The following is a 25,081-nucleotide window of genomic DNA, read 5'->3' as shown; positions in this document are numbered from 1 at the left end:
TTTATGTAGGAACAAACTTACGTATAATTCCGTTATAAATTTCAATTTTATCGGTGTATAGCATTGTAAAACCTTGTAATCCTGTAATTAACAATATGTAGTAAGATTATTCCTTCTTTTAAAAAAACCGGCTTTAGCGGATAATGATTTTCCTGCTTAGTGTTTTGTCATCAGTAATTACCTTTACAACATATATAGCAGGACTGAAACGATTTACGGGCAGGTTAAATTCCTTTTCATTAGGAACTTCTTCAAACGTCTGTACTCTTTTTCCGGTAATATCAAAAATGACAACTTCAGAAATATTGACTAATTCCGGATTTTGAATATTTAGTTCTCTTGCGCCGTGTGCATAAGATACATGAAGATTTTTATATTTTGTCTCGTTTTCAACCGGCTCCTCTATTGGTTCTTCAGGTTCTTCATCAGGTTTTTGGACAGGCTCTTCTTTGGTAAAAACAATGTCATACCTGGTGGTATAATATCCGGGAGCTAAAGTTGCTTTAAATACTTCAGATAAATCGTAATACGTGTTGGTTTCATTGTCCCTGAGGTAAATTTGGAAATCCGCAGGCAAATTTTCGAGGCTGGCGATGGAGATCTCAAATTCATTTTCTTCACTAATAACTAGGCCCAGAGGTAAAACCTGCTTTGGAGCAAAATTTGCAACTCCCTGGATTACAAATTCGGATTCATTAATGGTCCAGAACATATCCTCAACATTGTAATCAATCATGGGGGCATCATAACCCAGGTCAAAATTGTTTGTGGCAAAGTCATCGGCTGTTACAAGGATCTGGCGATAATAACCTGTGGGAGATTTAAAGTCGACCCTAATTTTGGAACGCTTATCATCTGTTTCGGAAATTTTCTCATTTTTAGTTGGTTGTAACGGACGTAAAAACTGGGAATTTCCATTTCCCGGATTTTCCCGGCCGTACATACGCTGGCTGTTCTTAAACACAATATTGCCACCCTCTACTGTAATATCTTTGGAAACTGTTTCATCCAGAGCTGTATTTACAAAGAATCCCTGTGCAGCGGGAATTCCACTTTTGGGCTTTTTAGAGCCTCCACGATTTCCGCTGTTATTTATCCTTCGGTCATTGGAAACACCAGGCACCCCTCCAGAAAGATTATATGCGGCATAACCCCCCACATATTCTGCCAGTACGTGAGTGTTTTCCTGCCCAAAATGATCCCAGAAATAAAGTGTCCCGTTAAAAATATTCTTACTGTTTCGGCCGCCGTTCACATCCTGAAGGTTATCCAAAATAAATTCTTTTGCGTTTAAGGCAGAAGGATATGGATTGCCAATCAGCCGGTTTTCATAATCTGATATCTTTATATTTATAGTGCCATTATGGGGTTTTCCCTGGAAAACATAATTCTGAAAATCACTGATGCTTGCTGTTCCTGAAGGTCCCTTCATGGTGTAACCTGTGCCGGGGCTAAGGTTGGTGGTAGGACCTATTGATCGCCACTCTCCATAAACATCGGACGTGCCATGGAAAATATTTAACCAATAAGAACTGATCCTTAAATTTCCGGAATAATTTCCGTCTGCAAAAGTATGAGGAGAACCAAAAGTAATATCCCTGGGAGAATCTATATCGCTACCATCCCGGAGGACAGAAGCAATGGTGAATCCGGAATTATTTTTGTTACCGGTGATGCTAACCGTAGAGCTCCAGTAATTATAATTATAGCTGTTTTTGGTGCCCTGCTGATCCTTCTGAATATAACCTTTGCTGTCTTGATCCAGGATACTCCCTTCTGCTTGGATTAGTTGAGATTCCCCGTTTAAATCAATATTTCCATCTAATCTAAGATAGTGGGTGATGTTAAGGGAATTTCCGGTGGGAATACCATTTCCATTTGCACTCACACCATGAGCTCCTATCATTTTAAGTTTTCCGCTTTCAGAAATAAGCCCGAGCAGGGTTATGCTATTTTTATTGTTGGTAGTAGCCGGATTATCCACATTGTGGGCCATTTTTACAATATTCCAGTCAATTTTAGTCTTATTGTCTATTCCTAAACTGTTTGGCGGTTCCCATACATCGGAATGTAGCCAGGTGGTTGCAGCATACCATTCCCCGTTATTATTCGAGATGTAGGGCAGGGGAGCAGTGTTTTGCTGCCAGGTCTGGATATTCTTCAGTTCACCATGGACCGCATTCCTTGAGAGATCTGGCGTTTGCCCGTTTATAAAAACTTCGGGATCTGCTAATAACTGGTAATATCCTGAAAGATGGTTCCAGCTAAGTGCTCCCGGAATTGCTACCTTGTCCCGCAATACTGATCCGCGGACACCATTGTTCCCGGATTTTTCCAGGCGCTGGTTCATCATAAATCGTACCTGGTCTTCAGAAATGTCTTTATTCCAAACTCTTACTTCTTCAATCCATCCATGGAAATAATCTTTAGTACCGGGAATGTTACCCGAAGCAGGGGATGCGCCAATAAGGAAAGGCTTTGTTATATTTCCGGTTTCAGAAGGAATTCCATTAGTGTTAGTTTTAATAAGCACACCATCCACATATAATTTAATTTCTGAACCGGGAGTGTAAACACCGGCGATATGGAACCACCTGTTGGTGCTTAGCCTGAAGGAAGATACCGCACTTTTGTTGCCTACACTAAAAGAAGGGGATCCGTTTTTAAGGATTAAGTCATAGCCGATACTCTGATTTTCCGGATCTCTTTTAGAAATAATTGTACGGGTGCTTTTTAAAGAAGAAGGTTTAATCCAGGCTTCCAGGGTAAAAGCCGATTCTCCAAAATTATTGCTGTTCCCAAAATCCACATAATCATCTTCTCCGTCAAAATCCAGTTTACTACAGGCTTGAGGTAACTCAACCGTGATAACATCTGCAATCTCTTCACATCCGGTTTCGGGAGTGACTGTCCACTGTAGTTCATAAATTTCATTGGATTCCCCGCTGAAGATGGCATCTGGAAGGGAAGCTTCGTTAAAACTGCCGCCTTCACCGGAAAGGATACTCCAGGTTCCTGAACCAAGATTAACATCTACGGGTAATGCATTCAATTGTAAACTGGTGATTCCGCAGAGTTGAGGTATATCTAGTTCTCCTGCATCCACAATAATTTCAGGAGGCTGAGTAATATTTATATTTGATGTTAAGCTGGTACAGTTTGCAGCAGTGTTTACAACAAAAGTATAATTGCCGGCAATAAGTTCCGGGATAGTAATATTGTTAGTTTCAATACCTTCCTCAGTATAGACTACAGTTCCTTCACTGTTTAATAGCTGAAAATTATACCCGGGAACAGCTCCATTAAGGAAACCTCCGGCCACTTCTATAATTGCAGTACCATCTTTACCGCCAAAACAGCTAACCGCAGTAAAAGAAGTAGATATTATTTCCAGCGGGGTAGGTTCATCTATTACAATATTTTCCGAAGTAGCCGAGCAGCCATTAGCATCGGTTACTGTAACAAAGAAAGCATCCGAATCTTCAAGTTTTGATAATCCGGTAGCAGTCTGCTCTGTCTGTCCATCGCTCCAAACATAGGTATACGGTGCAGTTCCGCCGCTAACATTTACAGTGGCAGTTCCATCAGATCCTGAAAAGCATGAAGGTGTGGCCACGCTAATATTATTTATAACAGGAGTGGGGTTTAATGTTAAAATAATTTCATCGGTACAGGAAATATCGGAATTATCAGATTGTAGTTCAAGAATAACAGCACCCGTCTCGATTTCCTGATTGGTGGGGAAATATATAGCGTTTAAATCGTTTCTGTTTGGAATGAAATTTCCACTTCCTCCACTCCAGGCACCTGTTGCAGGAAGATTAATAAGATTACTGATGGTACCGCTTAAAGCAGCGCCATCTATTCTGGCTGCTTCTGCGCAAATAACAATATCTTCTCCGGCATTAATACCAGGGATTTCTACGGTGGTAGTTTTTGCGGCAATATCACAACCATAAAAGTCGGAGATTTTAAGAGAATAAGTACCTGCATTAGTGAGGCTGGCATTTTCTATAACAGGGTTTTCTTCTGAAGAGGTAAAGCCATTTGGCCCGCTCCATTCGAAGGTTATAGGTTCACGACCACCCTCAAGGTTAGAGAATAACTGAATTTGGTCTCCTTCACAAAGAGGACCATTATTTTCAGGAGTGAATTCAAAATCGAACGATCTGAAAGCCGCAAAAGAAATGTCATCTATTCCAAAGTCATTCCCACCTGCAATTGGATTTTCATTAATAATCCTAACTATTGCCCGAGTATTGTTGCCTGAATTCCATAATTCAGGGTTGTAAAAGTTGATCCAGTTTCCCACAGGCTCATTGGTAAGATCACCTAAAGTACTTTCAACAACAGGAGTGTTGCTCCCCGGAATAAACACCTGAATCCTTAGACGGGCAGGACTGGCTGGATTTACATTTGCAGTCCAGGCGCTAAAATAGTAATCGGTATTAGGGATAATATCAAGAGTATTAGATTGCCAAACAACGTTTCCTATTGATCTGTCTCCGTTTACAATCATATAATTACCCCGGCCCCCGTGGCCTCGCCCCTGAAAGTTGGAGTGGTAATCGTAAGCATCTTCTCCTACCGTATAGGTGCCTTCCGGCCACATTTCATCTCGTCGATTAGGATTGTTACTTACGTAACGATAGGCAGTGTTGAAATCATTTGTGTTTCCCTGTTCAAAATCACCATTGATAATTAAGTTCTCATTGGGGGTAATAGAGGTTGAAGCTTCGCAGCCGTCTCTGGTTACGTACAAAGTATAAGTTTGAGCCAGGCTAACCTGTAAAGATTCATCGGAAGATATAGTTTGACCGGAAGCAACCCATCTGTAAGAGTCGTAGGAATCATTTACAGATAATAGCACCTGATTAGTTTGAGAAAGAGAACAATAATTTGCGATAATTTCGGGTTGCAAAGGGTCTTTTACCTCTACTTCTACGGTGCCCACCCCGGGACATTCTATATCAGGATCGGTATATGTGGCGGTAAATGTTGTTGTTCTGGAAACAGAAAGGTTGGTTGGGTTGGGCTCATTTGAACTCCATTCAGGGTTGGTAGAGGAAGTCCACGTTACATCTGGAATAATAGATCCTTCTCCCGTAAGTTTAATATTGTCTATTGCCCACCAATAGCCCCAGTACGCTCTGTACCTAAACCTTATATATAGGTTCTCGTTTCCGGTCCATCCGTCTAAATCGAAGCTTACGAGTCCTTTGTTATTCCTGCTGGGTGTACTATAAACTCTTTCCCAATTATCATTATCCGTAGAAACTTCTACTTCGCCAATACTGTTATAGTGACGATAGTACTGCCAGAAAGAAAGCTCTAAACTATTATAACCAATCGTATTTATGCCTTTGTTATACTGAAGGATAGTTTCAGTATAGGTATTTTGACCCTGGGCATCACTACTTGAAAGAAAAAATTGGCTACCATCATTTGAACGAATATTGTCACTATAGTTAGGAGTATAGTTATTAGGTCTCAATCTCCACCTAGGAGCTGAAGAATTGCCTCCATTGGAATTATTAATAGTAATCCAGTTACCACTGGAGCCGTTTAAGTTTTCTTCAAAAAGTACAGGTTTTATAGATTGCTGTTCTCCTTCAAAAGTGGAAGATAAATCTACTGTTTCCCCGGCGCAGATGATGTTTTTAGAAGCTGTTGCAGTTACCTTAGGACCAGATAACAATGAAAAGCTGATATTTTCTTCAACAGAGCATCCCTTTGCTGAGGTTATAGTTATAAAATACGTAACTCCAATTTCTACTCCGGTTTCATTATAAAGAATCTCATCTATGGTTCCGGAACCGGAAGAAGCCGAATTTCCTTCAAACGCATTTCTTCTCCAGGTAATTGTAGAATTAGATAATGAGCTCTTTGGGGTATAGTTTATACTGCTTCCGTTGCAAATATCATCTATTGATTCCTGAATTAATTGGGGTGCAGGAGAAACTTCTACATTAACTGCTATTTCGTTTGTACAGTCATTTTTCTCTAGTGTGAAAGTATAAGTAGCAGTTATTGGTGCACCAGTTTCATTTACCAAGGATTCATTAGGGTTAACGTTGTTTCTATCTGAAGAATTAGTGGCTGTATTTTCTCCAACAGCTGCTCGGGACCAGCTAATAATAGTTCCTTCCAGGTTGCTTTCCGGTAAATAATTGAAAGCTTCACCACTACAAATCTCAACAGGTGCATCATTAAGGTTTGTTATCACCGGCTGAATTTTATCAATTATAACCTCTTTAATAACTGAACATCCTGCGGCAGAAGTTCCCTTAATAAAATATGTTCCAACTCCCACAGCTGAAGGATTCCTAACAGCATTGGTAGCTTTTGAATTTGTCCAGTAGGTGTAAGTTAAGTTATTATTGCTTTTAATATTAGGATCGTTGAGGTTAACAGTGGCAACGCATTCTGGTATATTAACTTCAAATTCTGGTATAGGATTTACCGTCACAGTTACTATAATAGGGGTTCCCGAACATTCGTTGGCTGTAGGTATCACCCGGTACTTTACAGTGGCTGGATTATTAGTGTTATTCGTTAATGTTTGTGCAATTTTGCTCCCGTTTCCGTCTTCTGCTCCGGAAACACTTCCTGATGGTAAAATTTCTGAAACTGTCCAGTTAAATGTGGTGCCCTGAATACCACCCGATAAAGAAAGGCCAGTAGTCTCTCCTGAGCATAGCTGTTGACCGGAAGGGGAAATACTTACATTTGGAGTTGGGTTTACTTTTATTTTATAAGAGACAGGATCTCCTGTACATCCGTTCGCTTTTGGTGTAATAGTAATTTCTGCAGTTACTGGACTGCTGGAATTGTTTACAGGAGTAAAAGAAGGAATTTCTGAAGCCGAGCTTCGGTTGGATAAACCTATTGCAGCACCACCTTCAATATTATAGCTTACTCCGGCAGGAGAGCCGGTAAGGGAAATCGCGTCTGCGGTAATTCCGTTACAATAAACCTGAGTTTCCGGAGCGGTAACAGTAGGATTTGGTTTTACTTCAATGGTAAAAGTTTCTACTATTCCCTCACAGCCATTTGCTGAAGGAGTGACGCTTATTGTAGAAAATATACTCTCATCAGTGGTATTAGTTGCTGTAAAAGAAGGAATATCTCCGTTTCCCGATGCTGCAAGACCAGTATTGGTATTATCATTACTCCAGCTGATGGTAGTGCCTGTTACAGCAATTCCGGAGAAATTGGCCCCATCAATTTGTTCGCCATCGCAGACTACAATGGCTTCAGGTGTTGCGAGGCTGGGAGTAGGGTTAACGGTAATTGTAAAGCTAATATTCTCTCCTTCGCAGTTATTTGCAACGGGAGTAACTGTAACTGTTGAGGTAATAATTTTGTCTGAAATATTTTCGGCTTCAAAGGAAGTAATTTGATTACTGCCAATGGCCGGGATGCCAATATTGGTGTTACTACTTGTCCAATTATAAATTGTTCCATCAACATCGCTTCCGCCGAATGCTATAGTTGAAATTGTTTCGCCGTTGCAGGCTACAATATCTTCAACCGAATTTACAGTAGGTTCGGGAATAATGATTTTTTGAACTGCGGTAACCTGATTTTCCGAAGAGTCTGTGAACGTCCAGGTTATATTATATTCGCCATAAGTATCGAATTGCAAAGGATCTGTTGTAGTTCCGGTAATTTCTGCATCACAATTATCAGTGGTGGTAGGAAAATCAACAATCTCTTCTGAACAACTCCAGGTAAGGTCTGGAAGTTGAGGTATTTCGGGATCAATATTATCTTCAACAGTAACAGTTGCATTTTCTGAAGCAGCATTTCCATTAACATCGGTAATGGTAAGTTCTACGGAATTACTTCCAACGTCGTTACAAGTGAAATTTGTCTTATTTAAAGAAAAGTTTTCGATTTGGCAATTATCGGTTGAACCATTGTCAATGTCTTCCGCGGAAATTATTGCGGAACCATTTTCATCAAGCTGAATGGTAATGTTTTGAGTCGAAACTGAAGGTTGAATATTATCTTCAATGGTAACAGTTGCAGTTTCTGAAGCAGAATTTCCATTGACGTCTGTTACGGTAAGTTCTACGGAATTACTTCCAACGTCGTTACAAATGAAATATGTCTTATTTAAAGAAAGGTTTTCGATTTGACAATTATCGGTAGAACCATCATCAATATCTTCTGCGGAAATTGTTGCGGAGCCATTTTCATCAAGCTGAATGGTAATATTTTGAGTCGAAACTGAAGGCTGAATATTATCTTCAACAGTAACAGTTGCAGTTTCAGAAGCAGCATTTCCATTTATATCGGTAACGGTAAGTTCTACGGAATAATTTCCAACGTCGTTACAATCGAAATTTGTCTTATTCAAGGAGAGGTCTTCAATTTGACAATTATCGGTAGAACCATCATCAATATCTTCGGCGGAAATTGTTGCAGAGCCGTTCGCGTCAAGCTGAATAGTGATATTTTGAATTTTAACTGAAGGTTGAATATTATCTTCAACAGTAACAGTTGCATTTTCAGAAGCAGAATTTCCATTTACATCAGTAACGGTAAGGCTAACGGTGTTTGCCCCCACATCATCACAGTCAAAGTTTGTCTTATTTAGGGAGAGGTTTTCGATTTGACAATTATCGGTAGAACCATCATCAATATCTTCTGCGGAAATTGTTGCAGAGCTGTTTGCGTCAAGCTGAATAGTGATATTTTGAGTCGAAACTGAAGGTTGAATATTATCTTCAACAGTAACAGTTGCAGTTTCAAAAGCAGCATTTCCATTGACGTCTGTTACGGTAAGTTCTACGGAATTACTTCCAACGTCGTTACAATCGAAATTTGTCTTATTCAAGGAGAGGTCTTCAATTTGACAATTATCGGTAGAACCATCATCAATATCTTCGGCGGAAATTGTTGCGGAACCATTTTCATCTAATTGAACGGTGATATTTTTAGTTGAAACTGAAGGCTGAATATTATCTTCTATTTCAATATTGATTGTTTCTGAAGAAGAGCTGTTATTAGCATCAGTTACTTTTATGGAGTAGGTGCCGGGTGAAAGGTTCGTAATATCCTCGCTGGAAGAAGAAAAATTTCCGGTGCCTGACCAGGAATAGCTATAAGGTGGTGTTCCTCCCGAGATGCTGATATTGATGTCACCGTCGGGATTATCACTACAGGAGGCATTTGTCTTGGAATCAACTTCTATAACAGGATTGGCAAATGCTCCTGACTTACCTGAAAATGCGGTAAAAGGTTTTTCTGAATTATATTTAGAAATTGGTGTGATAGTTCCTACCCCCTCAAATGACTTGTAAGAATCTATGGGGGGATTAGAAATAGAGGCCGCTAATACAAAACTGATAAAACCAATAAGAAATAACGGTATTCCTACTGCTTTTACCACGGGGGTAATTTTACCCATAAGCAGTTTATGTAATTTTTACATCTGTAAAACTACACATAAAATCGTTAAAATGTATTAAAAATAAGATTAAATACATTTCAGCCACCAGGGCTTACTTATAAGCATGATAGGGAAGAGCTGTAAAAATAATTATGTAAGAAAAAGAAATCAATATTTTATAGGATTGTCAGACGAAATGAAATGATAAGAATAATACTAAATAAAAAAGCCGCAGAAACGCGGCTTTTTTGAAAACAATTTGAAGAATCATTTATTCTCCCATAAAAGGATATCTGTAATCTGTTGCGGGAACAAAAGTTTCCTTTATCAATCTTGGAGATATCCATCTCATAAGATTTAATTTAGATCCTGCCTTATCATTTGTACCGCTGGCTCTTGCACCACCAAATGGTTGCTGGCCAACTACGGCTCCTGTAGGCTTATCATTTATATAAAAATTACCTGCAGAATTCTGAAGTCGTTTTGTAGCTTTAGCAGCCTCATAACGATCTCCGGAAAATATTGCTCCGGTTAAACCATACATATTTTGATCTACCAGATCCAGGGTTTCTTCCCATTTTTCGTCTTCATAAACATAAATGGTAACTACAGGTCCAAAGATTTCTGTACACATTGTTTCGTAGGTAGGGTTGGTAGTTGCAATAACCGTAGGTTCTACGAAGTATCCTTTAGATTTATCATAACCTCCCCCTACAATAATCTCTGCATCACTATCTTCTTTCGCCTGATCTATAAATTTAGCAATTTTATCAAAAGAAGCTTCGTGAATAACCGCGTTGATAAAGTTGGACATATCTTCAGGAGAGCCCATTTTAAAAGATTTTAAATCTTCAATAACAAAATCTTTAATTTCAGGCCACAAGCTCTTTGGAAGATAAACCCTTGAAGCTGCACTACATTTTTGTCCCTGGTATTCAAATGCTCCCCGCGAAATTGAGGTCGCTACCTGTTTTGCATTAGAAGTTGGGTGTACAGCGATAAAATCTTTACCACCGGTTTCTCCAACTATTCTTGGATAAGACTTATAGTTGTTAATGTTATTCCCAATCTGAGCCCAGATATTTTTAAATACTGTAGTACTACCGGTATAATGAATACCTGCAAAGTCGGGGCTGTCCAGAACAACATCGGTGATCATTTTAGGATCTCCCATCACCATATTGATAACTCCATCCGGCACTCCGGCTTCCTTAAATACTTCCATTATCACCTGAGCAGAATAAACCTGGCTGTCACTTGGCTTCCATATAGCAACATTGCCCATTAATGCAGCACTTGAAGGAAGATTACCGGCAATAGCTGTAAAATTAAAAGGTGTTACCGCATATACAAAGCCTTCAAGTGGGCGGTATTCAATGCGATTCCAGTTTCCTTCAGAAGATTCCGGCTGATCGTCATATATTTGTGACATATATTCTACATTAAAACGTAGGAAATCACAAATTTCGCAGGCAGAGTCAATTTCAGCCTGATATATATTTTTGGATTGCCCAATCATGGTAGCCGCATTCATTTTTGCACGGTAAGGACCTGCAATAAGGTCGGCAGCTTTAAGAAAAACCGCTGCTCTTTGTTCCCATTCCAGGTTCGCCCATTTTTCACGGGCTTTTAAAGACTCTTCAATAGCCTTTTCTATATTACCTTTATCTGCTTTGTGATAGACCCCAAGATCATGCTTGTGGTCATGCGGTGGATGCATGGTGGCAGTATCACCTGTTTTGATTTCTTCGGAACCTATATATAAAGGCACCTCAACTTTGGAATTATATAATTCTTTATAAGTCTTTAATACTTCTTCTCTTTCAGGGGAACCTGGTGCATACGATTTTACTGGTTCGTTTGATGCAACAGGAACGTGAAAAAATCCTTTTCCCATAATATTATATGATTTTTTTAGCGTTTGATACTTAGTGGCTAAATATAAAAAAATTAAGCGGTTTTCAGATTCAGAATGGGAGTATTCACGAAAGCTTAACTTTTTTTATATCTTTATAAGATTTGACATAATTTTATGTGTACACTTAGCCTTGTTGCTCTGCCAGAAATAAAGAATGGCTTTATATTAACTTCCAACCGCGATGAAGTTACCGATAGAGAAAACCTTCCTCCCTTGTGGGAAGAATATAATGGAGTGCAGCTATATTTTCCAAAAGATAAAATAGCCGGGGGGACGTGGATTGGAGTTAGTGAAATGAAAAGAGTTATTTCACTTTTAAATGGAGGCTTTAAAAATCACAAGCGGAAAAAGTCTTACAGGAAAAGCAGGGGAGTGGTGGTGAAAGATTTTCTGGCTGCTGAAGAGATTGGAGAGGTGACCGGAAACTATGAACTTTATGATATTGAACCATTTACTATGGTTATAGCCGACTGGCAACAGGAATTACACTTCCTGGAATTTGTATGGGATGGTGAAAAACGGTATTTAAAGGAGCTGCCTTTAACCGGTCATATTTGGTCCTCTTCTCCTTTATATTCAGAAGAAATGCAAGCGAAACGCAGGCAGTGGTTTGATGATCTTAAGATCGGGAACGAACCGGATGCAGGAACTTTACTTCAATTTCATCATTCCGCCGGAGTGGGCGATAAAAATATTGACCTTATAATGGATCGTGGTTTTCTAAAAACCCAAAGTATATCTCAAATTGAGAAAACAAAATCCGGGGTAAGATTCTGGTACAAAGAACTTGCTAACGCTACAGTGTCTGAAAATATCCTGCGGCTTTAGTTGAGGGCGAAAGGTGCACTTAACTTAAAGCTGGGGATCCTCACCCTGAATTTTTTAGCTGAAGTAAAATTGTCCATATTGTAGTGGCCCTTCATGGCTCCAAAAGGAGAGTTGAGCAGGCATCCACTCTGGTAGGAGTGTGTTTCGCCCGGTTGTAAAATAGGCTTTTCACCTATTACTCCTTCTCCTTTTACAATTTCAGTTTTATTTAATGCATCTTTAATTTTCCAGAAGCGCGAAGTAAGCTGAACCGCGTCGGTGCTCTGATTTTCAATAGTAATTCGGTAACCAAAAGCAAAGCGAATCTGGTACTCTTTGAAGTAAACTCCTTCAAAGTACGTTTCAACAGAAATCTTTATTCCTCGTGTTACCTGTTGTGTCATATTTAAAATATTGCAAAAGATGCAAGTGCTGAAATTACAGCTGCAATTACGGCTAAAATAGAGAATATTAGGCTTAGTATTATAAATTTTAGAAACGTTTTAACACGCCCCTGATTGTAAAATTTTCTAAGCGCTTTATAAAGGTAAATTATAAAAACAATAATTGCTATCCTTGCTCCCCAATTACCTGAAATTAAAAAGTCGAATCCAATCGCTAATGAAAAAACTACAAAAAAAGTGGTTTGTACATGGAACGCGAAAATTAAATGTTCCATATAATTATAAGGCCTTCTTATATATAGCAGCCAGATGAAAAGTGCAAAAACCGGCAGGTAGAAAAAGATAATAAATGGAAGTTTATTGATAAAATAGTTTACAAAAATTGATGGATTCTCTATTATCCTGTTAGAGTTTACTGCTTTTTTGTATAACCATTCGTTATAGGTGCTTGCAGTATACCGGAGGCTGTCCATTGCTATCCCGGCACTTACAATGCCTGTTTCTTTGTGGAATTCAGAAAAGATATTAAGTTTTTCACCATTCCTGTTCCAGAATTTCATAGTATCCAGGTCTTCTTCGGGAATATAGACATCTGCATAAGAATTTTCCCGTGCTGCCGACAGCACCAAAGAATCTACCCGTAACTCTTCCTGCATTAGCCCGGGAATTCTGTTAATATTATCATTAATCTGGGTAAGGCTGTCTTTAGGTATGCGGGATAATTCTTCCCGGAATTCGGCCTGGTTGGAGCCAAAATCCACTTCATCCCAGGAGCTGGAAAAGCTCATAATAAGGAAAAATATAATGGAAGCACTTAAGTAAAACCGAAACGGATTTGCGTAATGCATCCTTCTCCCCCGGATATAATCTTTGGAAATTTTCCCCGGCTGAAATAAAAGAGCCTTTAATGTACGCTGGAAACGGGAATCGTAGGCGAAAATTCCGGAGAAAAATTCTGAAAAGAAATCTTCAAAACTTAATTTTTTTGTGCTGTTCATTTGTCCGCAGCGAGGACAAAATCGGTCACTGATGCTTAATGGATGGTCGCAGTTAAGGCACTTTGTACCTCTGTACCTGAGGAGAGATCTCTTGATTTTCATGTTGACAAAAATGGTTTCAATTAGAGATATTTAGCGAACTTGCGGTACCCAGCCCAATCACCCGGTCGTAGCGGGCGCCGGGCGTTCTGTAATAAACCACTACCTGATAATTATTTTCAGTTTCAACAAAATTGCCGCTTATAAAGCCCTCGTTCAACGTACCATCTTCATGGAGCCATACATACTTATAATTATAAAATCCCTGCTTAAATAATCGCACCCCTTCAAAAAGCCCTGTGCCTTCATTAAAACTTAGCTTTGTAGTCTCGTCCAGAACGAAGTTATTGAATTTTCCGTAGATATGAAGTTCTCCTTCATTGAGCGGCCGGGGATTTTTCAGTTGGAAATGTACCCAAATATATTCGGCTTCAATAAGGGGATTAATGCCGGAAAGTGTTCTTATTAAAAAACCGCCGTTAATGTCGGGGTTGTAGGTATATGGTTCATCGGCTCTTAAAAAATCTGTGAATAAAAAATGGTGATACAGCTCTTCCAGTGCAATAGAACTAATGTCTGCTGTGGTTGCCCTTAAATCTTTACTGTCAAATTGGATGTACTCATTGCCACCCCAGAACGCGGTAGGGGTATCATATTTGTAAATAAGTTCATTGCCTATGGTATATTGTGGTTTTATTCCCTTTATGGCTGTTTTTAAATTATGGTTTTGCAGAAGGAGTACTTTTACATTTTCATCAGGATTTTTAAGGAGTAATTCAGATGAAGTAATGCTGAAATTCAAAACCTGCTTTTCGTTAATGAAGTTAATGTCCCTGGACCTGCGGACATTAGCGCCCACCCTGGCAACAGGCTCATAAATAATGAACTTTCGCGAGAATACTAATTCCCTTTCAGCATTGAAGATTTTGATCATATAATTCCCGCTTACTTTAAAACCACCGGTGTCACTGTTCGGGATTTCAAGTTCATAATGAGAATAGGGTTGTAGCGTATTAAGGGAATTTTTATAATTAAAGATGCGAATATCGTCAAAGCCAATAAGGTACTCTGCTTTAGATAAACGGGAAGGGCTCCAGTCATAATTATAATGCTGAATAGTATAATAATAATCGGCTTCGTCTCCTATTATATCGTCAAAAGAAAGTCTCAGATCCTCTCCAAGCAGCATAATGGGATTGCCTCCCGGTGAAACATCGCTGCTGTTAAGCTGAATACTGCGGATGTAATTGGGAGGCAGGATTTCAACTTCTGCCTGCCCGCGGGTAAAAGAGGTGAAAAAGATTATAAAATAAAGAAGATGAAAATATTTCATTTTTCAAAAATATAAACAAATATGATATAAAAACTGAAGACGCTTTTCTGCTCCTTCATTTTAACAATTGTGTGTAGTAAAAATCTCCTATTTGTTATGAAAAGTGAGGTTAAAATACTTAAATTTGCACGACTTTAAAATAAACTTTTTTTAACATACACTCCATCCTATGTCAAAAGACATTCGAATTAAAAGAGGACTATCTCTAAAATTAGAAGGAGAGGCGGAAAAGGAACTTGCAGAAGCTCCACGATCTAAAACCTACGCTATAAAGCCGCCGGATTTTCACACAGTTGTACCAAAAATGGTTGTAAAAGAAGGAGCTAAGCTTCTTGCTGGAGATGAAATCTTTTTCTCTAAATATACCGGTGAAGTACGTTTTACCAGCCCCGTAAGTGGAACGCTTAAGGAAATTAAGCGAGGTGCAAAGCGTATGATCATGGAAGTTATAATAGAGGCCGATCCTGAAGATACTTATAAAGATTTTGGGAAAATGGATGCTTCGGCATCAAGCCCGGAAGCTATAAGGGAGCGCCTCCTTGAAAGTGGTTGTGGCGCCTTTATTAATCAAAGGCCGTATGATATAATTGCCGATCCAAAAGATTCTCCAAAATCTATTTTTGTTTCTGCGGTTACCACAGCTCCTCTTGCTCCGGAGGCAGGTTTTGTGCTGAAGGATAAGGTGGCTGCTTTCCAGGAAGGTATAAATGCCTTAAGAAAACTTACTAAAGGGCAGGTTCACCTTTGTGTAGATGATAGTTCTGCCAAAGTGCTTGAAGGTATTCAGGGTGTAGAATTGCATCATGTAACCGGCCCTCATCCCGCGGGAAATGTTGGGGTTCAAATACATAATATCGATCCTCTAAATATGGGAGATCGTGTATGGACTGTAGCTGCTGAAGATCTTACAATTATTGGTAATGTTTTTCTTACCGGGAAATTTATGGCAGATCGTACGGTAGCAATTACCGGAAGCGAAGCTAAGAATCGCAAATATTATAAGTCTAAAATTGGTGGAAATGTTACAGATTTAATCGGGGAGCAGACAGATGCGGTAAGGATTATTTCAGGAAATGTACTAACCGGTCAAAAATTGTCAAATCACCAGTATATTGGTTTTTTTGATAATGAAGTGACTCTTATTCCGGAGGGGAATAATTATCGAATGTTCGGCTGGCTGCCATTTACCTATAATAATATTCATTCCAATTCCCGTACTTCTTTATCGTGGATGTTTCCAAACAAGAAATTCAGGCCTACTACAAACTTAAATGGAGAAGAGCGGGCGCTGGTTGTCACAGGAGAAATGGAGGAAGTAATGCCCATGGACATTTTTCCTATGCAACTTATTAAAGCCTGTCTGGCCGGTAATATTGAAAAAATGGAAAATCTGGGAATTTACGAAGTTGCCCCGGAAGATTTTGCACTCGTAGAATACGTGAATACTTCTAAAATAGAAATTCAGGAAGTAATACGTTTAGGTTTGGATTTAATGATTACTGAAGTAGGATAAAAGAAGTTTAACTATGGAATGGATTAGACAGAGATTAGACAAAATTAAACAACCATTTGCAAAGGGTGAGAAATATGAAAAATTTGCCCCGGCAATCAATGCCCTGGACACTTTTCTTTTTACCCCTAACCATACCACCCAAAAGGGATCTCATATTAGGGATGCGGTAGACCTGAAAAGGATTATGATTACAGTGGTGCTCGCGCTTGTTCCGGCATTAATATTCGGAATGTGGAATACCGGCTATCAGTATCTGGTTCAGCTTGATGAGCCTTTTACCTTCTGGGATGCCATTGGTCACGGTGCCTTAAAGATTCTTCCGATGATTGTGGTATCTTATGCCGTAGGTTTGGGGATTGAATTTGCTTTTGCAGTTTTCAGAGGACATGAAGTGAATGAAGGATATTTAGTAACAGGATTGCTGATTCCTATGATAATGCCTGTAGGTATTCCATTATGGATGGTGGCATTATCTGTAGTATTTGCAGTATTAATAGGAAAAGAAGCTTTTGGAGGTACGGGAATGAATATTTTAAATCCCGCACTTACCGCGAGGGCTTTTGCATTCTTTGCATACCCTACGTATATGTCTGGTAACCAGGTTTGGGTTAGCAACGCATGGGAAGTAGATGGTGTTTCAGGTGAAACTATTCTTGGTACACTTGCTGCAGGGAATGATGTGCAATACTCTGCAATGAATATGTTTTCCGGAGTAATTCCCGGTTCAATTGCCGAAACCTCTACATTATGTATCCTAATAGGGGCATTATTACTTGTGATTGCTAAAGTAGGAAGCTGGAGGATCATGCTTAGCGCCTTTATAGGAGCTGCGGTAATGGGTTTAATATTTAATGCTTTGCCGGCAATGGGTCTTGAGGGGAATGAACTTACTAACTTCCCATGGTACCTTCATTTAATTGTAGGAGGGCTTGCTTTTGGTATTGTATTTATGGCAACCGATCCTGTTTCCGGGTCTCAAACCCTCAAAGGAAAATGGATCTACGGATTCCTTATTGGTTTCCTTTCAATTATGATAAGGGTGTTTAACCCTGCATATCCTGAAGGAGTGATGTTGGGTATCCTGTTAATGAACGTTTTCGCACCAACGATAGATCATTATGTGATTCAGTCTAACATTAAGCGAAGAAAGAAAAGAGTTAACACTACTAATGCTCAAGTAGAAACAGCAGTTTAGTTATGGAAGAAAAATCAGTAAATAAGACAAACAGTAATGGTTACACCTTCATGTTTGCGATCATTATGGTTTTGGTTGTGGCCTCTGTACTTGCTTTTACAGCCACCTCGTTACAACCAAGACAGTATGAAAATGTACGGCAGGAAAAAATGCAGAGCATCCTTAATACTATAGGTATAGAAACTGACAGGCCGGGGGCACAGGCTCTATATGATCAATACATTACCGAGGAAATTGCAATTAGGGAAGATGGTTCAATTGCCGAAGATGTAGATGCTTTTGCAGTGGATCTTGCGAAGGAAATAAAAATGGAAGATTCTGAGCAAATATACCCGTTGTATGTAGCCAATTATGAAGGGGAGGAATATTATATTATTCCTCTTAGAGGAAACGGATTATGGAACGCAATCTTTGGATACATTTCCCTGGAAGATGATATAAATAGTATTAAAGGGGCTACGTTTGATCACCTTGGGGAAACACCTGGATTAGGTGCTCAAATCACCAAAGCCTGGTTTAGAGAGAGTTTTGTTGGAAAGAAAATTTTTGATGAAACTGGAAAACTGGAAGGGGTTTCTGTTGTTAAAGGAGGCGCTTCCACAGATCATGAAGTAGACGCTATTTCCGGCGCAACTATTACCGGAGATGGAGTCTCTACTATGATTTCAGAGAGATTAAGGCATTATATACCTTATTTTCAGGAACAAACAGATATGAAACTTACAGAATAATTATGGATAAAGATAAAAACCTTACTTCTGAAGAAAAAGAAGCTAAAAAGAAAGAAATGATCTTATTTCTATCAGATTCTGAAGAAAAAGAAAGTTTCTTTTCAAAAAATAACAGAAAATTACTGACAGATCCGTTAGATGACGATAACCCTATAACCGTTCAGGTTTTGGGTATTTGCTCTGCTCTGGCGATCACGGTACAGCTGGAACCGGCAGTAGTTATGGCAATAGCGGTAATGGCAGTAATGGCCGGTAGTAACATTATAGTTTCAATGTTACGTAATCTAATCCCCAGCCGTATCAGGATTATTGTACAGCTTGTAGTGGTAGCAGCCCTTGTGGCCCTTGTAGACCAGATTTTGAAAGCTTATGCTTACGATGTTAGCAAGCAGCTATCGGTATTTATTGGTCTTATTATCACCAATTGTATTGTGATGGGACGTCTGGAGGCGTTTGCCCTTGGCAACGGAGTGTATAAATCTTTTTTAGATGGAATAGGAAACGCAGCAGGATACGGATTAATCCTTATTATCGTGGCATTTTTCAGGGAATTGTTAGGATCCGGAAAACTTTTTGGATATGAAATTTTAGGTCATCAGGGAACTACTGCGGCAGAATCAACAGGTTTATATTCGATGGGATATGAGAATAACGGTTTAATGTTGTTGTCTCCAATGGCCCTCATTGTAGTTGGGCTAATTATTTGGGTGCAGCGTTCAAGAAACCGTAAACTGATTGAAGAAAATTAATAGCGCAACAGCTTAAAAAATTTAGAAATGGAATTAGTAAACTTATTTGTAAGAAGTATTTTCATCGAAAATATGATTTTTGCCTACTTCCTTGGGATGTGTTCCTACCTGGCAGTATCAAAAACGGTAAAAACAGCTGTTGGACTTGGAGCGGCGGTAATTTTTGTACTTACCATTACCGTACCGGTAAACTATTTACTTGATAACTATCTTTTAAGTGCGGGAGCTTTAACCTGGTTAGGTCCGGAATATGCTTCTGTAGACCTCAGCTTTCTTAGTTTAATCATGTTTATTGCGGTTATCGCATCTATGGTACAACTTGTTGAAATGGTAGTAGAAAAGTTTGCCCCTGCGTTATACGGGTCTTTAGGTATTTTCCTTCCTCTAATTGCAGTAAACTGTGCCATTCTTGGTGGTGCGTTGTTTATGCAGCAAAAAGATTTTAGCATGGTGGGGGAAGCACTTACTTACGGCTTTGGAAGTGGAATTGGATGGTTTCTTGCTATCCTGGCAATTTCTGCAATTCGGGAGAAAATGGCCTATTCAAATGTTCCTGCACCTTTAAAAGGTCTTGGGATCACCTTTATTATTACCGGCTTAATGGCCCTTGGGTTTATGAGCTTTATGGGAATTAAATTATAATCACAAAACAGGGACTATGACAGTTATAATAGCGAGTGTAGTTGTATTCTTAGTATTAATCTTATTGTTGGTTTCCATTTTACTGGGTGCCAAGGCAAAACTGATTCCTTCAGGGCCGGTTAGTATTAATGTAAATAACGAAAAAGATATTGAAGTAGGGTCAGGTGGAACTTTGCTTTCTACTCTTGGAGATAATAAATTGTTTCTTCCTTCTGCCTGTGGTGGGGGTGGAACCTGTATACAGTGTAAATGTATTGTCAAAGAAGGCGGAGGCGCTATTCTTCCTACTGAAGAGCCGCATTTTACACGAAAAGAGATTGCCGATGGCTGGAGACTTGGTTGCCAGGTAAAGGTGAAAGAAAACATGAAAATTCAAATTCCGGAAGAAGTTTTCGGAATTAAAAAATGGGAAGCTACCGTGGTAAGGAACTACAACGTGGCATCTTTTATAAAGGAATTTGTGGTAGAGATTCCTGAAGATATGGATTATAAAGCCGGTGGGTATATTCAGATTGAAATTCCAAAAAGTGAAGTGAAATTTGAAGATATGGATATTACCGCTCACCCTGAAGAGCATGACGATCCAAACAAGTTTAAGGACGAATGGGATAAATTTGGACTATGGCCTCTTGTAATGAAGAATACCGAAACGGTGGAAAGAGCTTATTCAATGGCTTCTTATCCTGCTGAAGGTAGAGAAATTATGCTAAATGTTCGTGTAGCGACTCCGCCATGGGATCGTGCTAAAAATGACTGGATGGGTGTAAATCCTGGTATTGCTTCTTCTTATATCTTCTCAAGAAAGAAAGGTGATAAAGTAACCATTTCAGGTCCTTATGGTGAATTCTTTATCAACGAAAGTGAATCAGAAATGCTTTACGTTGGTGGTGGGGCCGGAATGGCGCCAATGCGTTCTCATCTTTACCACTTGTTCAGAACTTTGCAAACCGGCAGAAAAGTAACTTATTGGTATGGTGGACGTTCCAAACGGGAATTGTTTTACGTAGAGCACTTTAGAGCTTTAGAAAGGGATTTCCCTAATTTCAAGTTTTATCTTGCGCTTTCAGAACCTATGGAAGAAGATAATTGGAAAGTTAAGAAAAGCCTTGATGATGATGGAGATGGATTTGAAGGCTTTATCCACCAGGTTGTAATTGATAATTATCTGAGTCAGCACGAAGAACCGGAAGAAATAGAAGTTTATTTCTGTGGTCCGCCATTAATGAACAAGGCTGTTCAGAAAATGGCCGAAGATTTTGGAGTTCCGCCGGAGAATATAAGATTTGATGACTTTGGAGGTTAAAATTTAAATCCCGCTTCGGCGGGATTTTTTTATCTTTGGATATGGCAAAATTAGATAAACAGGAGTTACATAACCTTGCGATGAACATTGTGGGAAAAGATCTTGAGGATAATGGCTATGAGTTCCTTGGAGTGAACAGCAAATTGAAAAGGAATCCCCAGTTTGTTGCGCTTAAAAATAAAAAGCTACATTTTGTAATAGTCCGTGCCATAACCTACCCGGAGAATCCCAGGACTTTTGATAAGGCTTTTATGGAAAACATGAAGGAGCATGCGCTTAAATTTAATGCCCGTACATTCTATGCGGGGGTAGGCCTGGCTAATTCTTCAGATTATGAAAATCCTATTACTAATGAAGAGGACTACGTCGTAAACTATAATGGCTGGCAGGAAATTTAACTTTATGAAAAAATGTTTACCGGGGCTATTTGTGATATTTATGTTTCTGTCCTGTTCAGAAGGTGAGGCAGAAAAATATACTGCTGCAGGGGATGCCCTGGGCACCACTTACCATATCACCTTTTTTGCTGAAAAAGAGCTGCCCGTTGCTGAAGGCCTTGATTCCATCTTCAGGGTAATTAATACTTCCATGAGTACTTACCAGGAAGATTCAGATATTTCCAGGATTAATAATGGAAATACCGGTATACAGGTGGATAGTAATTTTATGGAAGTTTTTAAATATTCAGATAAAATTTATAAAGAAAGCGGGGGGTATTTTGATCCCACCGTGGGACTTTTAGTAAATGCTTATGGATTTGGTCCTGAAGTTAACTATGAGCAGCCAGACGCCCGTCAAATAGATTCCCTGATGACTTATATAGGCTTTAATAAACTAAGTTTGACAGAAGATGATAGAGTTGAAAAGGAAGTTCCCGGGATTTATCTTGATTTTAATGCTATTGCAAAAGGCTATGCCATAGATGTTATTGCAAGGTGGTTTGATAATCGAGGAGTAGATAATTACCTTATTGAACTTGGGGGTGAATTAGTGGCGAAAGGTAAAAATACTGATAATGATTCTTCCTGGAAAGTGGCTATAGATGACCCGCGGCAGGAGGAAGGGGAGCGTACCTTTCAAACCGTAATGTCTTTGGAAAACAGTGCTTTGGCAACTTCAGGAAATTATAGGAAATTCCGCACCGATTCCCTTACAGGGGAAGCCTATGTGCATACTATTAATCCTTTAACCGGAAAAGCACAGCAAAGCAATTTGTTAAGCGCTTCTGTGCTTGCTGAAAATTGTACCCTGGCCGATGGTTATGCCACTGCTTTCATGGCGTTGGGCCTTGAAAAGTCAAAGGAGATGTTGCAAAGAATAGAAGGAGTAGAGGTTTATCTTATTTATGCAGGCGGAGGGAATGAACTGCAGGTTTTTACTTCGGAAGGTTTTAAAAAATATCTTCAGAAATAGCTATTTTCGACAAACAGGAATAATTTCTCCTTTCACCAGGCGATATTTGTCAATTTCTGCGGAAGATAACTTAGCTGTGTAATCTACTTCTTCCACTTTAAAGCCAATGCTTCTAAGTTTGTCAAAATAATCTCTTCCGTAGATTCTAACGTGGTCATACTGGCCAAAAATTTGGGCTCGTTTTTTAGGGTCGGTAATAGAATCGTCTTCAAAGGTTTCTTTTCGTTTTAAATCCTGCGGAATTTGAAGAATCGCTGTTCCGCCAGGTTTCAGAATGCGGAATATTTCCTGCATGGCCCTAATGTCGTCAGGAATATGCTCCAATACATGATTGCAGAGAATAAAATCATAGCTATTATCCTGAAATGGCAAATTACAGATATCAGCTTTCACGTCGGCCAAAGGGGAATTGAGGTCGGTAGTGGTGTAATCAATATTTGATAATTTTCGGAATCGCTTATAAAATGCCTGTTCCGGGGCAAAATGTAAAACTTGCAGTTCTTCAGTAAAAAAGCCTGTTTCCCGCTGCAGGTAAAGCCATAACAGGCGGTGGCGTTCAAGAGAAAGGGTAGAAGGCGAAAGTACATTCTCTCTTTGCTTTTCATAACCATAGGGCAAAAATTTAGAAAAGCTCTTTCCGTCTACAGGATCGGTATACCGGTTTCCCCTCAGGGCTAATTTAAGAAGGGGACGTGCCACATAACTTAGCCGGATAAGTAATGGCCGCGGGATGCGGTTGAGAACAATTTTAAAGAGGCCTTTCATTCAAACAAAAATACTGCTCTCTGCCAAACCGGCAATTATAATTGCTATTTTCTAAAAAAGTCCTAAGATTAAACTTCAATATCTCCCCAGTTTTCTCCAGATTTGATACGGTACAGCTGCATTTCTGAAACTCCAAATTGCTTTGCCAGTACTTTAATCCTGGTTTTGCGATTAGGGTCCAGTAATTTCTTTTTAAGGATAACGGCCTGAGCATAGGATAATTTTGAATAAGAAACTACTTTCCTGAGTTTTCTCTTATGCTTGTTCTCCTTTACACTGGGACTGTGATATTGGTGCTCAACCCATTCTTCTTTGGTAGCCCAGGCCAAATTGGATACTTTATTGTCGTCTTTTTCGAAATTCTTGTGGATCACATATTTATCACCATCTTTCTTTTTCAGAAATAACTCTGCCACAATACGGTGTACATAATAGGTTTTGCTCTTCCCGTTTTTCAGTCTTACGGCAAAATTCAGATATCCTCCTACTTTACCGCCTTTCATCAAATCTCCTTCAGGATTTTTGAGGTAACTGATGACCCTGCCATAATTGGAAACTTTATATACAAACCTGTCCTGCCATTCTTCTTTATGAAGTTTTTTCCAAACTTCCTGGCGATAATCCTTAATCATAAATTTCAGCTCTAAATTCTTCTTCTTCTGTGCTTTTAATACCCAAAGCTTCATAGATATATTTAAATGTAGAAAGCAATTCAGGTCTTCCATCTACCAGAGCTACATTATGTTCAAAATGTGCGCTGGGTTGGTCATCGGCTGTTAATATAGTCCAGCCGTCAGATAATTGCTTTATTCTTTTGGTTCCAAGATTAATCATGGGTTCAATAGCTACCACCATTCCTTCTACAAATTTTTTACCGCGTCCTCTTTTACCATAATTGGGCATATCAGGATCTTCATGCATTTTTCTTCCTAGACCATGACCTACAAGTTCCCTAACAACTCCGTAGCCTTGTTGTTCTGTATACTTTTGAATGGCATAAGCAACATCACCAACCCGGTTTCCTATTCTGAATTCTCTTATTCCTTCGTAAAGAGATTCTTTAGTAACCTGGAGTAATTTTCGGGTTTCCGGGTCCACTTCTCCTACTTCAAATGTGTAGGCGTGATCCCCATAAAAGCCATTCTTAAGCGCGCCGCAATCAATAGAAATTATATCGCCTTCTTCCATGGGCTTATCATTGGGAATGCCATGTACCACCTGTGCATTTGGGCTCATGCATAAAGAATTGGGGAAATCGTACAGACCCAGAAATCCGGGTTGTGCACCATGATCACGAATATATTCTTCAGCAATTTTATCAAGCTGCAGGGTGGTGACCCCTGGTTTTATTTCCGGAGCTAAAACGCCAAGAGTTTTGGAAACAATAAGAGCACTTTCTCTCATAATTTCTATCTCTTCTCGTGTTTTGGGTATTATCATAATTTGTTTTTCAGCCGGTCAAGAAGGCCGGAATTCTTTCTTTTAAGTTTTGCTGCAGGAGGCTTTTCATTTGTAAGCTTTTGGTAGATTTCTCCCCAGCCAATCATGCCTCCAAGATTACGGTCATCAATAAAAATATCAGCCAGTATTTTCCTGCTTATGCTGCTATCAAATTCTTCCTCAGGGTAACTTTGATTTACCGCATAAAATTCTATTCCTTTTTTTCTGCAAAAATCCACGGCATCTTCCAGTTTCACACCACTTCTGTAGGTCCACAGGATTAATCTGTGTCCCTCATCCTGAAGTTTTTTTAGAACCTCAAAAGCAAAAAGCATGGATTTTCCAATTTCGGGATATTGATTTTCCACAAGTGTCCCGTCAAAATCCACTGCGATTGTCAAAGATGGTTTAAGCATAATTTTGAAGAATTA

General features: G+C 39.3%; 18 protein-coding genes. 9 read left to right on the top strand and 9 right to left on the bottom strand.

From position 1 onward, the window contains the following. Positions 1-133: 133 nt before the first annotated feature. On the bottom strand, positions 134-9,418 hold the full coding sequence (locus tag RM539_RS14695) for a DUF8693 domain-containing protein (RefSeq protein WP_311504175.1): 9,285 nt from the start codon (positions 9,416-9,418) through the stop codon (positions 134-136). A gap of 253 nt (positions 9,419-9,671) precedes the next feature. After that, positions 9,672-11,297 (bottom strand): L-glutamate gamma-semialdehyde dehydrogenase, encoded by a 1,626-nt coding sequence (gene pruA, locus RM539_RS14690; protein WP_311504174.1) that lies wholly within the window; start codon positions 11,295-11,297, stop codon positions 9,672-9,674. Between the two features lie 135 nt (positions 11,298-11,432). Here pruA and RM539_RS14685 point away from each other — a divergent pair, with 135 nt between their 5' ends. Next, positions 11,433-12,146 carry an NRDE family protein gene (locus RM539_RS14685; protein WP_311504173.1) on the top strand — a complete coding sequence of 238 codons (714 nt, stop codon included), beginning with the start codon at positions 11,433-11,435 and terminating at the stop codon, positions 12,144-12,146. On the opposite strand, the gene apaG is transcribed toward RM539_RS14685, so the two are convergent. From apaG to RM539_RS14670, 3 genes are read right to left on the bottom strand one after another with little or no spacing between them, the layout of a single operon-like run. Further along, positions 12,143-12,529, bottom strand: a complete 387-nt coding sequence (apaG, locus tag RM539_RS14680) for a Co2+/Mg2+ efflux protein ApaG (protein WP_311504172.1) — start codon at positions 12,527-12,529, stop codon at positions 12,143-12,145. The two genes, RM539_RS14685 and apaG, sit on opposite strands and share 4 nt — an antisense overlap. 2 nt (positions 12,530-12,531) lie before the next feature. Next, entirely contained in the window at positions 12,532-13,629 is a 1,098-nt protein-coding gene (locus tag RM539_RS14675) for a DUF3667 domain-containing protein (RefSeq protein WP_311504171.1), read from the bottom strand. Between the two features lie 16 nt (positions 13,630-13,645). Continuing rightward, positions 13,646-14,899 carry a type IX secretion system plug protein gene (locus RM539_RS14670; RefSeq protein ID WP_311504170.1) on the bottom strand — a complete coding sequence of 418 codons (1,254 nt, stop codon included), beginning with the start codon at positions 14,897-14,899 and terminating at the stop codon, positions 13,646-13,648. 169 nt (positions 14,900-15,068) lie between these two features. On the opposite strand from RM539_RS14670, the gene RM539_RS14665 reads away from it, so the two are divergent. From RM539_RS14665 to RM539_RS14630, 8 genes are read left to right on the top strand one after another with little or no spacing between them, the layout of a single operon-like run. Continuing rightward, on the top strand, positions 15,069-16,412 hold the full coding sequence (locus RM539_RS14665) for a Na(+)-translocating NADH-quinone reductase subunit A (protein ID WP_311504169.1): 1,344 nt from the start codon (positions 15,069-15,071) through the stop codon (positions 16,410-16,412). Positions 16,413-16,425: 13 nt separating this feature from the next. After that, positions 16,426-17,607: an NADH:ubiquinone reductase (Na(+)-transporting) subunit B gene (locus tag RM539_RS14660; protein ID WP_311504168.1), complete on the top strand. Its 1,182-nt coding sequence runs from the start codon at positions 16,426-16,428 to the stop codon at positions 17,605-17,607. Positions 17,608-17,609: 2 nt separating this feature from the next. After that, the gene (gene nqrC / locus RM539_RS14655; RefSeq protein ID WP_311504167.1) at positions 17,610-18,338 is read left to right on the top strand and encodes an NADH:ubiquinone reductase (Na(+)-transporting) subunit C; all 729 of its coding nucleotides are present in this window, start codon (positions 17,610-17,612) and stop codon (positions 18,336-18,338) included. Between the two features lie 2 nt (positions 18,339-18,340). Beyond that, positions 18,341-19,087, top strand: a complete 747-nt coding sequence (locus RM539_RS14650) for an NADH:ubiquinone reductase (Na(+)-transporting) subunit D (protein ID WP_311504166.1) — start codon at positions 18,341-18,343, stop codon at positions 19,085-19,087. Positions 19,088-19,114: 27 nt separating this feature from the next. Continuing rightward, entirely contained in the window at positions 19,115-19,729 is a 615-nt protein-coding gene (gene nqrE, locus RM539_RS14645; RefSeq protein ID WP_311504165.1) for an NADH:ubiquinone reductase (Na(+)-transporting) subunit E, read from the top strand. A gap of 16 nt (positions 19,730-19,745) precedes the next feature. After that, positions 19,746-21,032 carry an NADH:ubiquinone reductase (Na(+)-transporting) subunit F gene (gene nqrF, locus RM539_RS14640; protein WP_311504164.1) on the top strand — a complete coding sequence of 429 codons (1,287 nt, stop codon included), beginning with the start codon at positions 19,746-19,748 and terminating at the stop codon, positions 21,030-21,032. Between the two features lie 41 nt (positions 21,033-21,073). Next, the gene (locus tag RM539_RS14635) at positions 21,074-21,430 is read left to right on the top strand and encodes a DUF8840 domain-containing protein (RefSeq protein ID WP_311504163.1); all 357 of its coding nucleotides are present in this window, start codon (positions 21,074-21,076) and stop codon (positions 21,428-21,430) included. 4 nt (positions 21,431-21,434) lie between these two features. Then, positions 21,435-22,445 carry an FAD:protein FMN transferase gene (locus tag RM539_RS14630; protein WP_311504162.1) on the top strand — a complete coding sequence of 337 codons (1,011 nt, stop codon included), beginning with the start codon at positions 21,435-21,437 and terminating at the stop codon, positions 22,443-22,445. Here the strand turns inward: RM539_RS14630 and RM539_RS14625 are convergent, their stop codons facing one another. The 4 genes from RM539_RS14625 to RM539_RS14610 form a co-directional block, all read right to left on the bottom strand. Then, a complete protein-coding gene (locus tag RM539_RS14625; protein WP_311504161.1) occupies positions 22,446-23,210 on the bottom strand; it encodes a class I SAM-dependent methyltransferase in 765 nt (254 codons plus the stop codon). It abuts the gene before it with no gap. Positions 23,211-23,278: 68 nt separating this feature from the next. Then, positions 23,279-23,842 carry an HNH endonuclease signature motif containing protein gene (locus RM539_RS14620; protein ID WP_311504160.1) on the bottom strand — a complete coding sequence of 188 codons (564 nt, stop codon included), beginning with the start codon at positions 23,840-23,842 and terminating at the stop codon, positions 23,279-23,281. Further along, positions 23,835-24,650: a type I methionyl aminopeptidase gene (gene map, locus RM539_RS14615; RefSeq protein ID WP_311504159.1), complete on the bottom strand. Its 816-nt coding sequence runs from the start codon at positions 24,648-24,650 to the stop codon at positions 23,835-23,837. Before map ends, RM539_RS14620 begins: the two co-directional genes overlap by 8 nt. Next, positions 24,647-25,066, bottom strand: coding sequence for a BT0820 family HAD-type phosphatase (locus tag RM539_RS14610; protein WP_311504158.1), 420 nt, complete (start codon positions 25,064-25,066; stop codon positions 24,647-24,649). Before RM539_RS14610 ends, map begins: the two co-directional genes overlap by 4 nt. Between the last annotated feature and the right edge of the window lie 15 nt (positions 25,067-25,081).

It is taken from the genome of Autumnicola musiva, from assembly GCF_031846585.1.
Classification (GTDB): Bacteria; Bacteroidota; Bacteroidia; order Flavobacteriales; family Flavobacteriaceae; genus Autumnicola; species Autumnicola musiva.
This window is presented reverse-complemented; position numbering and strand designations above follow the sequence as displayed.

Excerpts from the sequence above, each read along its gene's own strand:
- RM539_RS14695 (WP_311504175.1), bottom strand. The coding sequence starts at position 9,418 with ATGGGTAAAATTACCCCCGTGGTAAAAGCAGTAGGAATACCGTTATTT.
- pruA (WP_311504174.1), bottom strand. The coding sequence starts at position 11,297 with ATGGGAAAAGGATTTTTTCACGTTCCTGTTGCATCAAACGAACCAGTA.
- RM539_RS14685 (WP_311504173.1), top strand. The coding sequence starts at position 11,433 with ATGTGTACACTTAGCCTTGTTGCTCTGCCAGAAATAAAGAATGGCTTT.
- apaG (WP_311504172.1), bottom strand. The coding sequence starts at position 12,529 with ATGACACAACAGGTAACACGAGGAATAAAGATTTCTGTTGAAACGTAC.
- RM539_RS14675 (WP_311504171.1), bottom strand. The coding sequence starts at position 13,629 with ATGAAAATCAAGAGATCTCTCCTCAGGTACAGAGGTACAAAGTGCCTT.
- RM539_RS14670 (WP_311504170.1), bottom strand. The coding sequence starts at position 14,899 with ATGAAATATTTTCATCTTCTTTATTTTATAATCTTTTTCACCTCTTTT.
- RM539_RS14665 (WP_311504169.1), top strand. The coding sequence starts at position 15,069 with ATGTCAAAAGACATTCGAATTAAAAGAGGACTATCTCTAAAATTAGAA.
- RM539_RS14660 (WP_311504168.1), top strand. The coding sequence starts at position 16,426 with ATGGAATGGATTAGACAGAGATTAGACAAAATTAAACAACCATTTGCA.
- nqrC (WP_311504167.1), top strand. The coding sequence starts at position 17,610 with ATGGAAGAAAAATCAGTAAATAAGACAAACAGTAATGGTTACACCTTC.
- RM539_RS14650 (WP_311504166.1), top strand. The coding sequence starts at position 18,341 with ATGGATAAAGATAAAAACCTTACTTCTGAAGAAAAAGAAGCTAAAAAG.
- nqrE (WP_311504165.1), top strand. The coding sequence starts at position 19,115 with ATGGAATTAGTAAACTTATTTGTAAGAAGTATTTTCATCGAAAATATG.
- nqrF (WP_311504164.1), top strand. The coding sequence starts at position 19,746 with ATGACAGTTATAATAGCGAGTGTAGTTGTATTCTTAGTATTAATCTTA.
- RM539_RS14635 (WP_311504163.1), top strand. The coding sequence starts at position 21,074 with ATGGCAAAATTAGATAAACAGGAGTTACATAACCTTGCGATGAACATT.
- RM539_RS14630 (WP_311504162.1), top strand. The coding sequence starts at position 21,435 with ATGAAAAAATGTTTACCGGGGCTATTTGTGATATTTATGTTTCTGTCC.
- RM539_RS14625 (WP_311504161.1), bottom strand. The coding sequence starts at position 23,210 with ATGAAAGGCCTCTTTAAAATTGTTCTCAACCGCATCCCGCGGCCATTA.
- RM539_RS14620 (WP_311504160.1), bottom strand. The coding sequence starts at position 23,842 with ATGATTAAGGATTATCGCCAGGAAGTTTGGAAAAAACTTCATAAAGAA.
- map (WP_311504159.1), bottom strand. The coding sequence starts at position 24,650 with ATGATAATACCCAAAACACGAGAAGAGATAGAAATTATGAGAGAAAGT.
- RM539_RS14610 (WP_311504158.1), bottom strand. The coding sequence starts at position 25,066 with ATGCTTAAACCATCTTTGACAATCGCAGTGGATTTTGACGGGACACTT.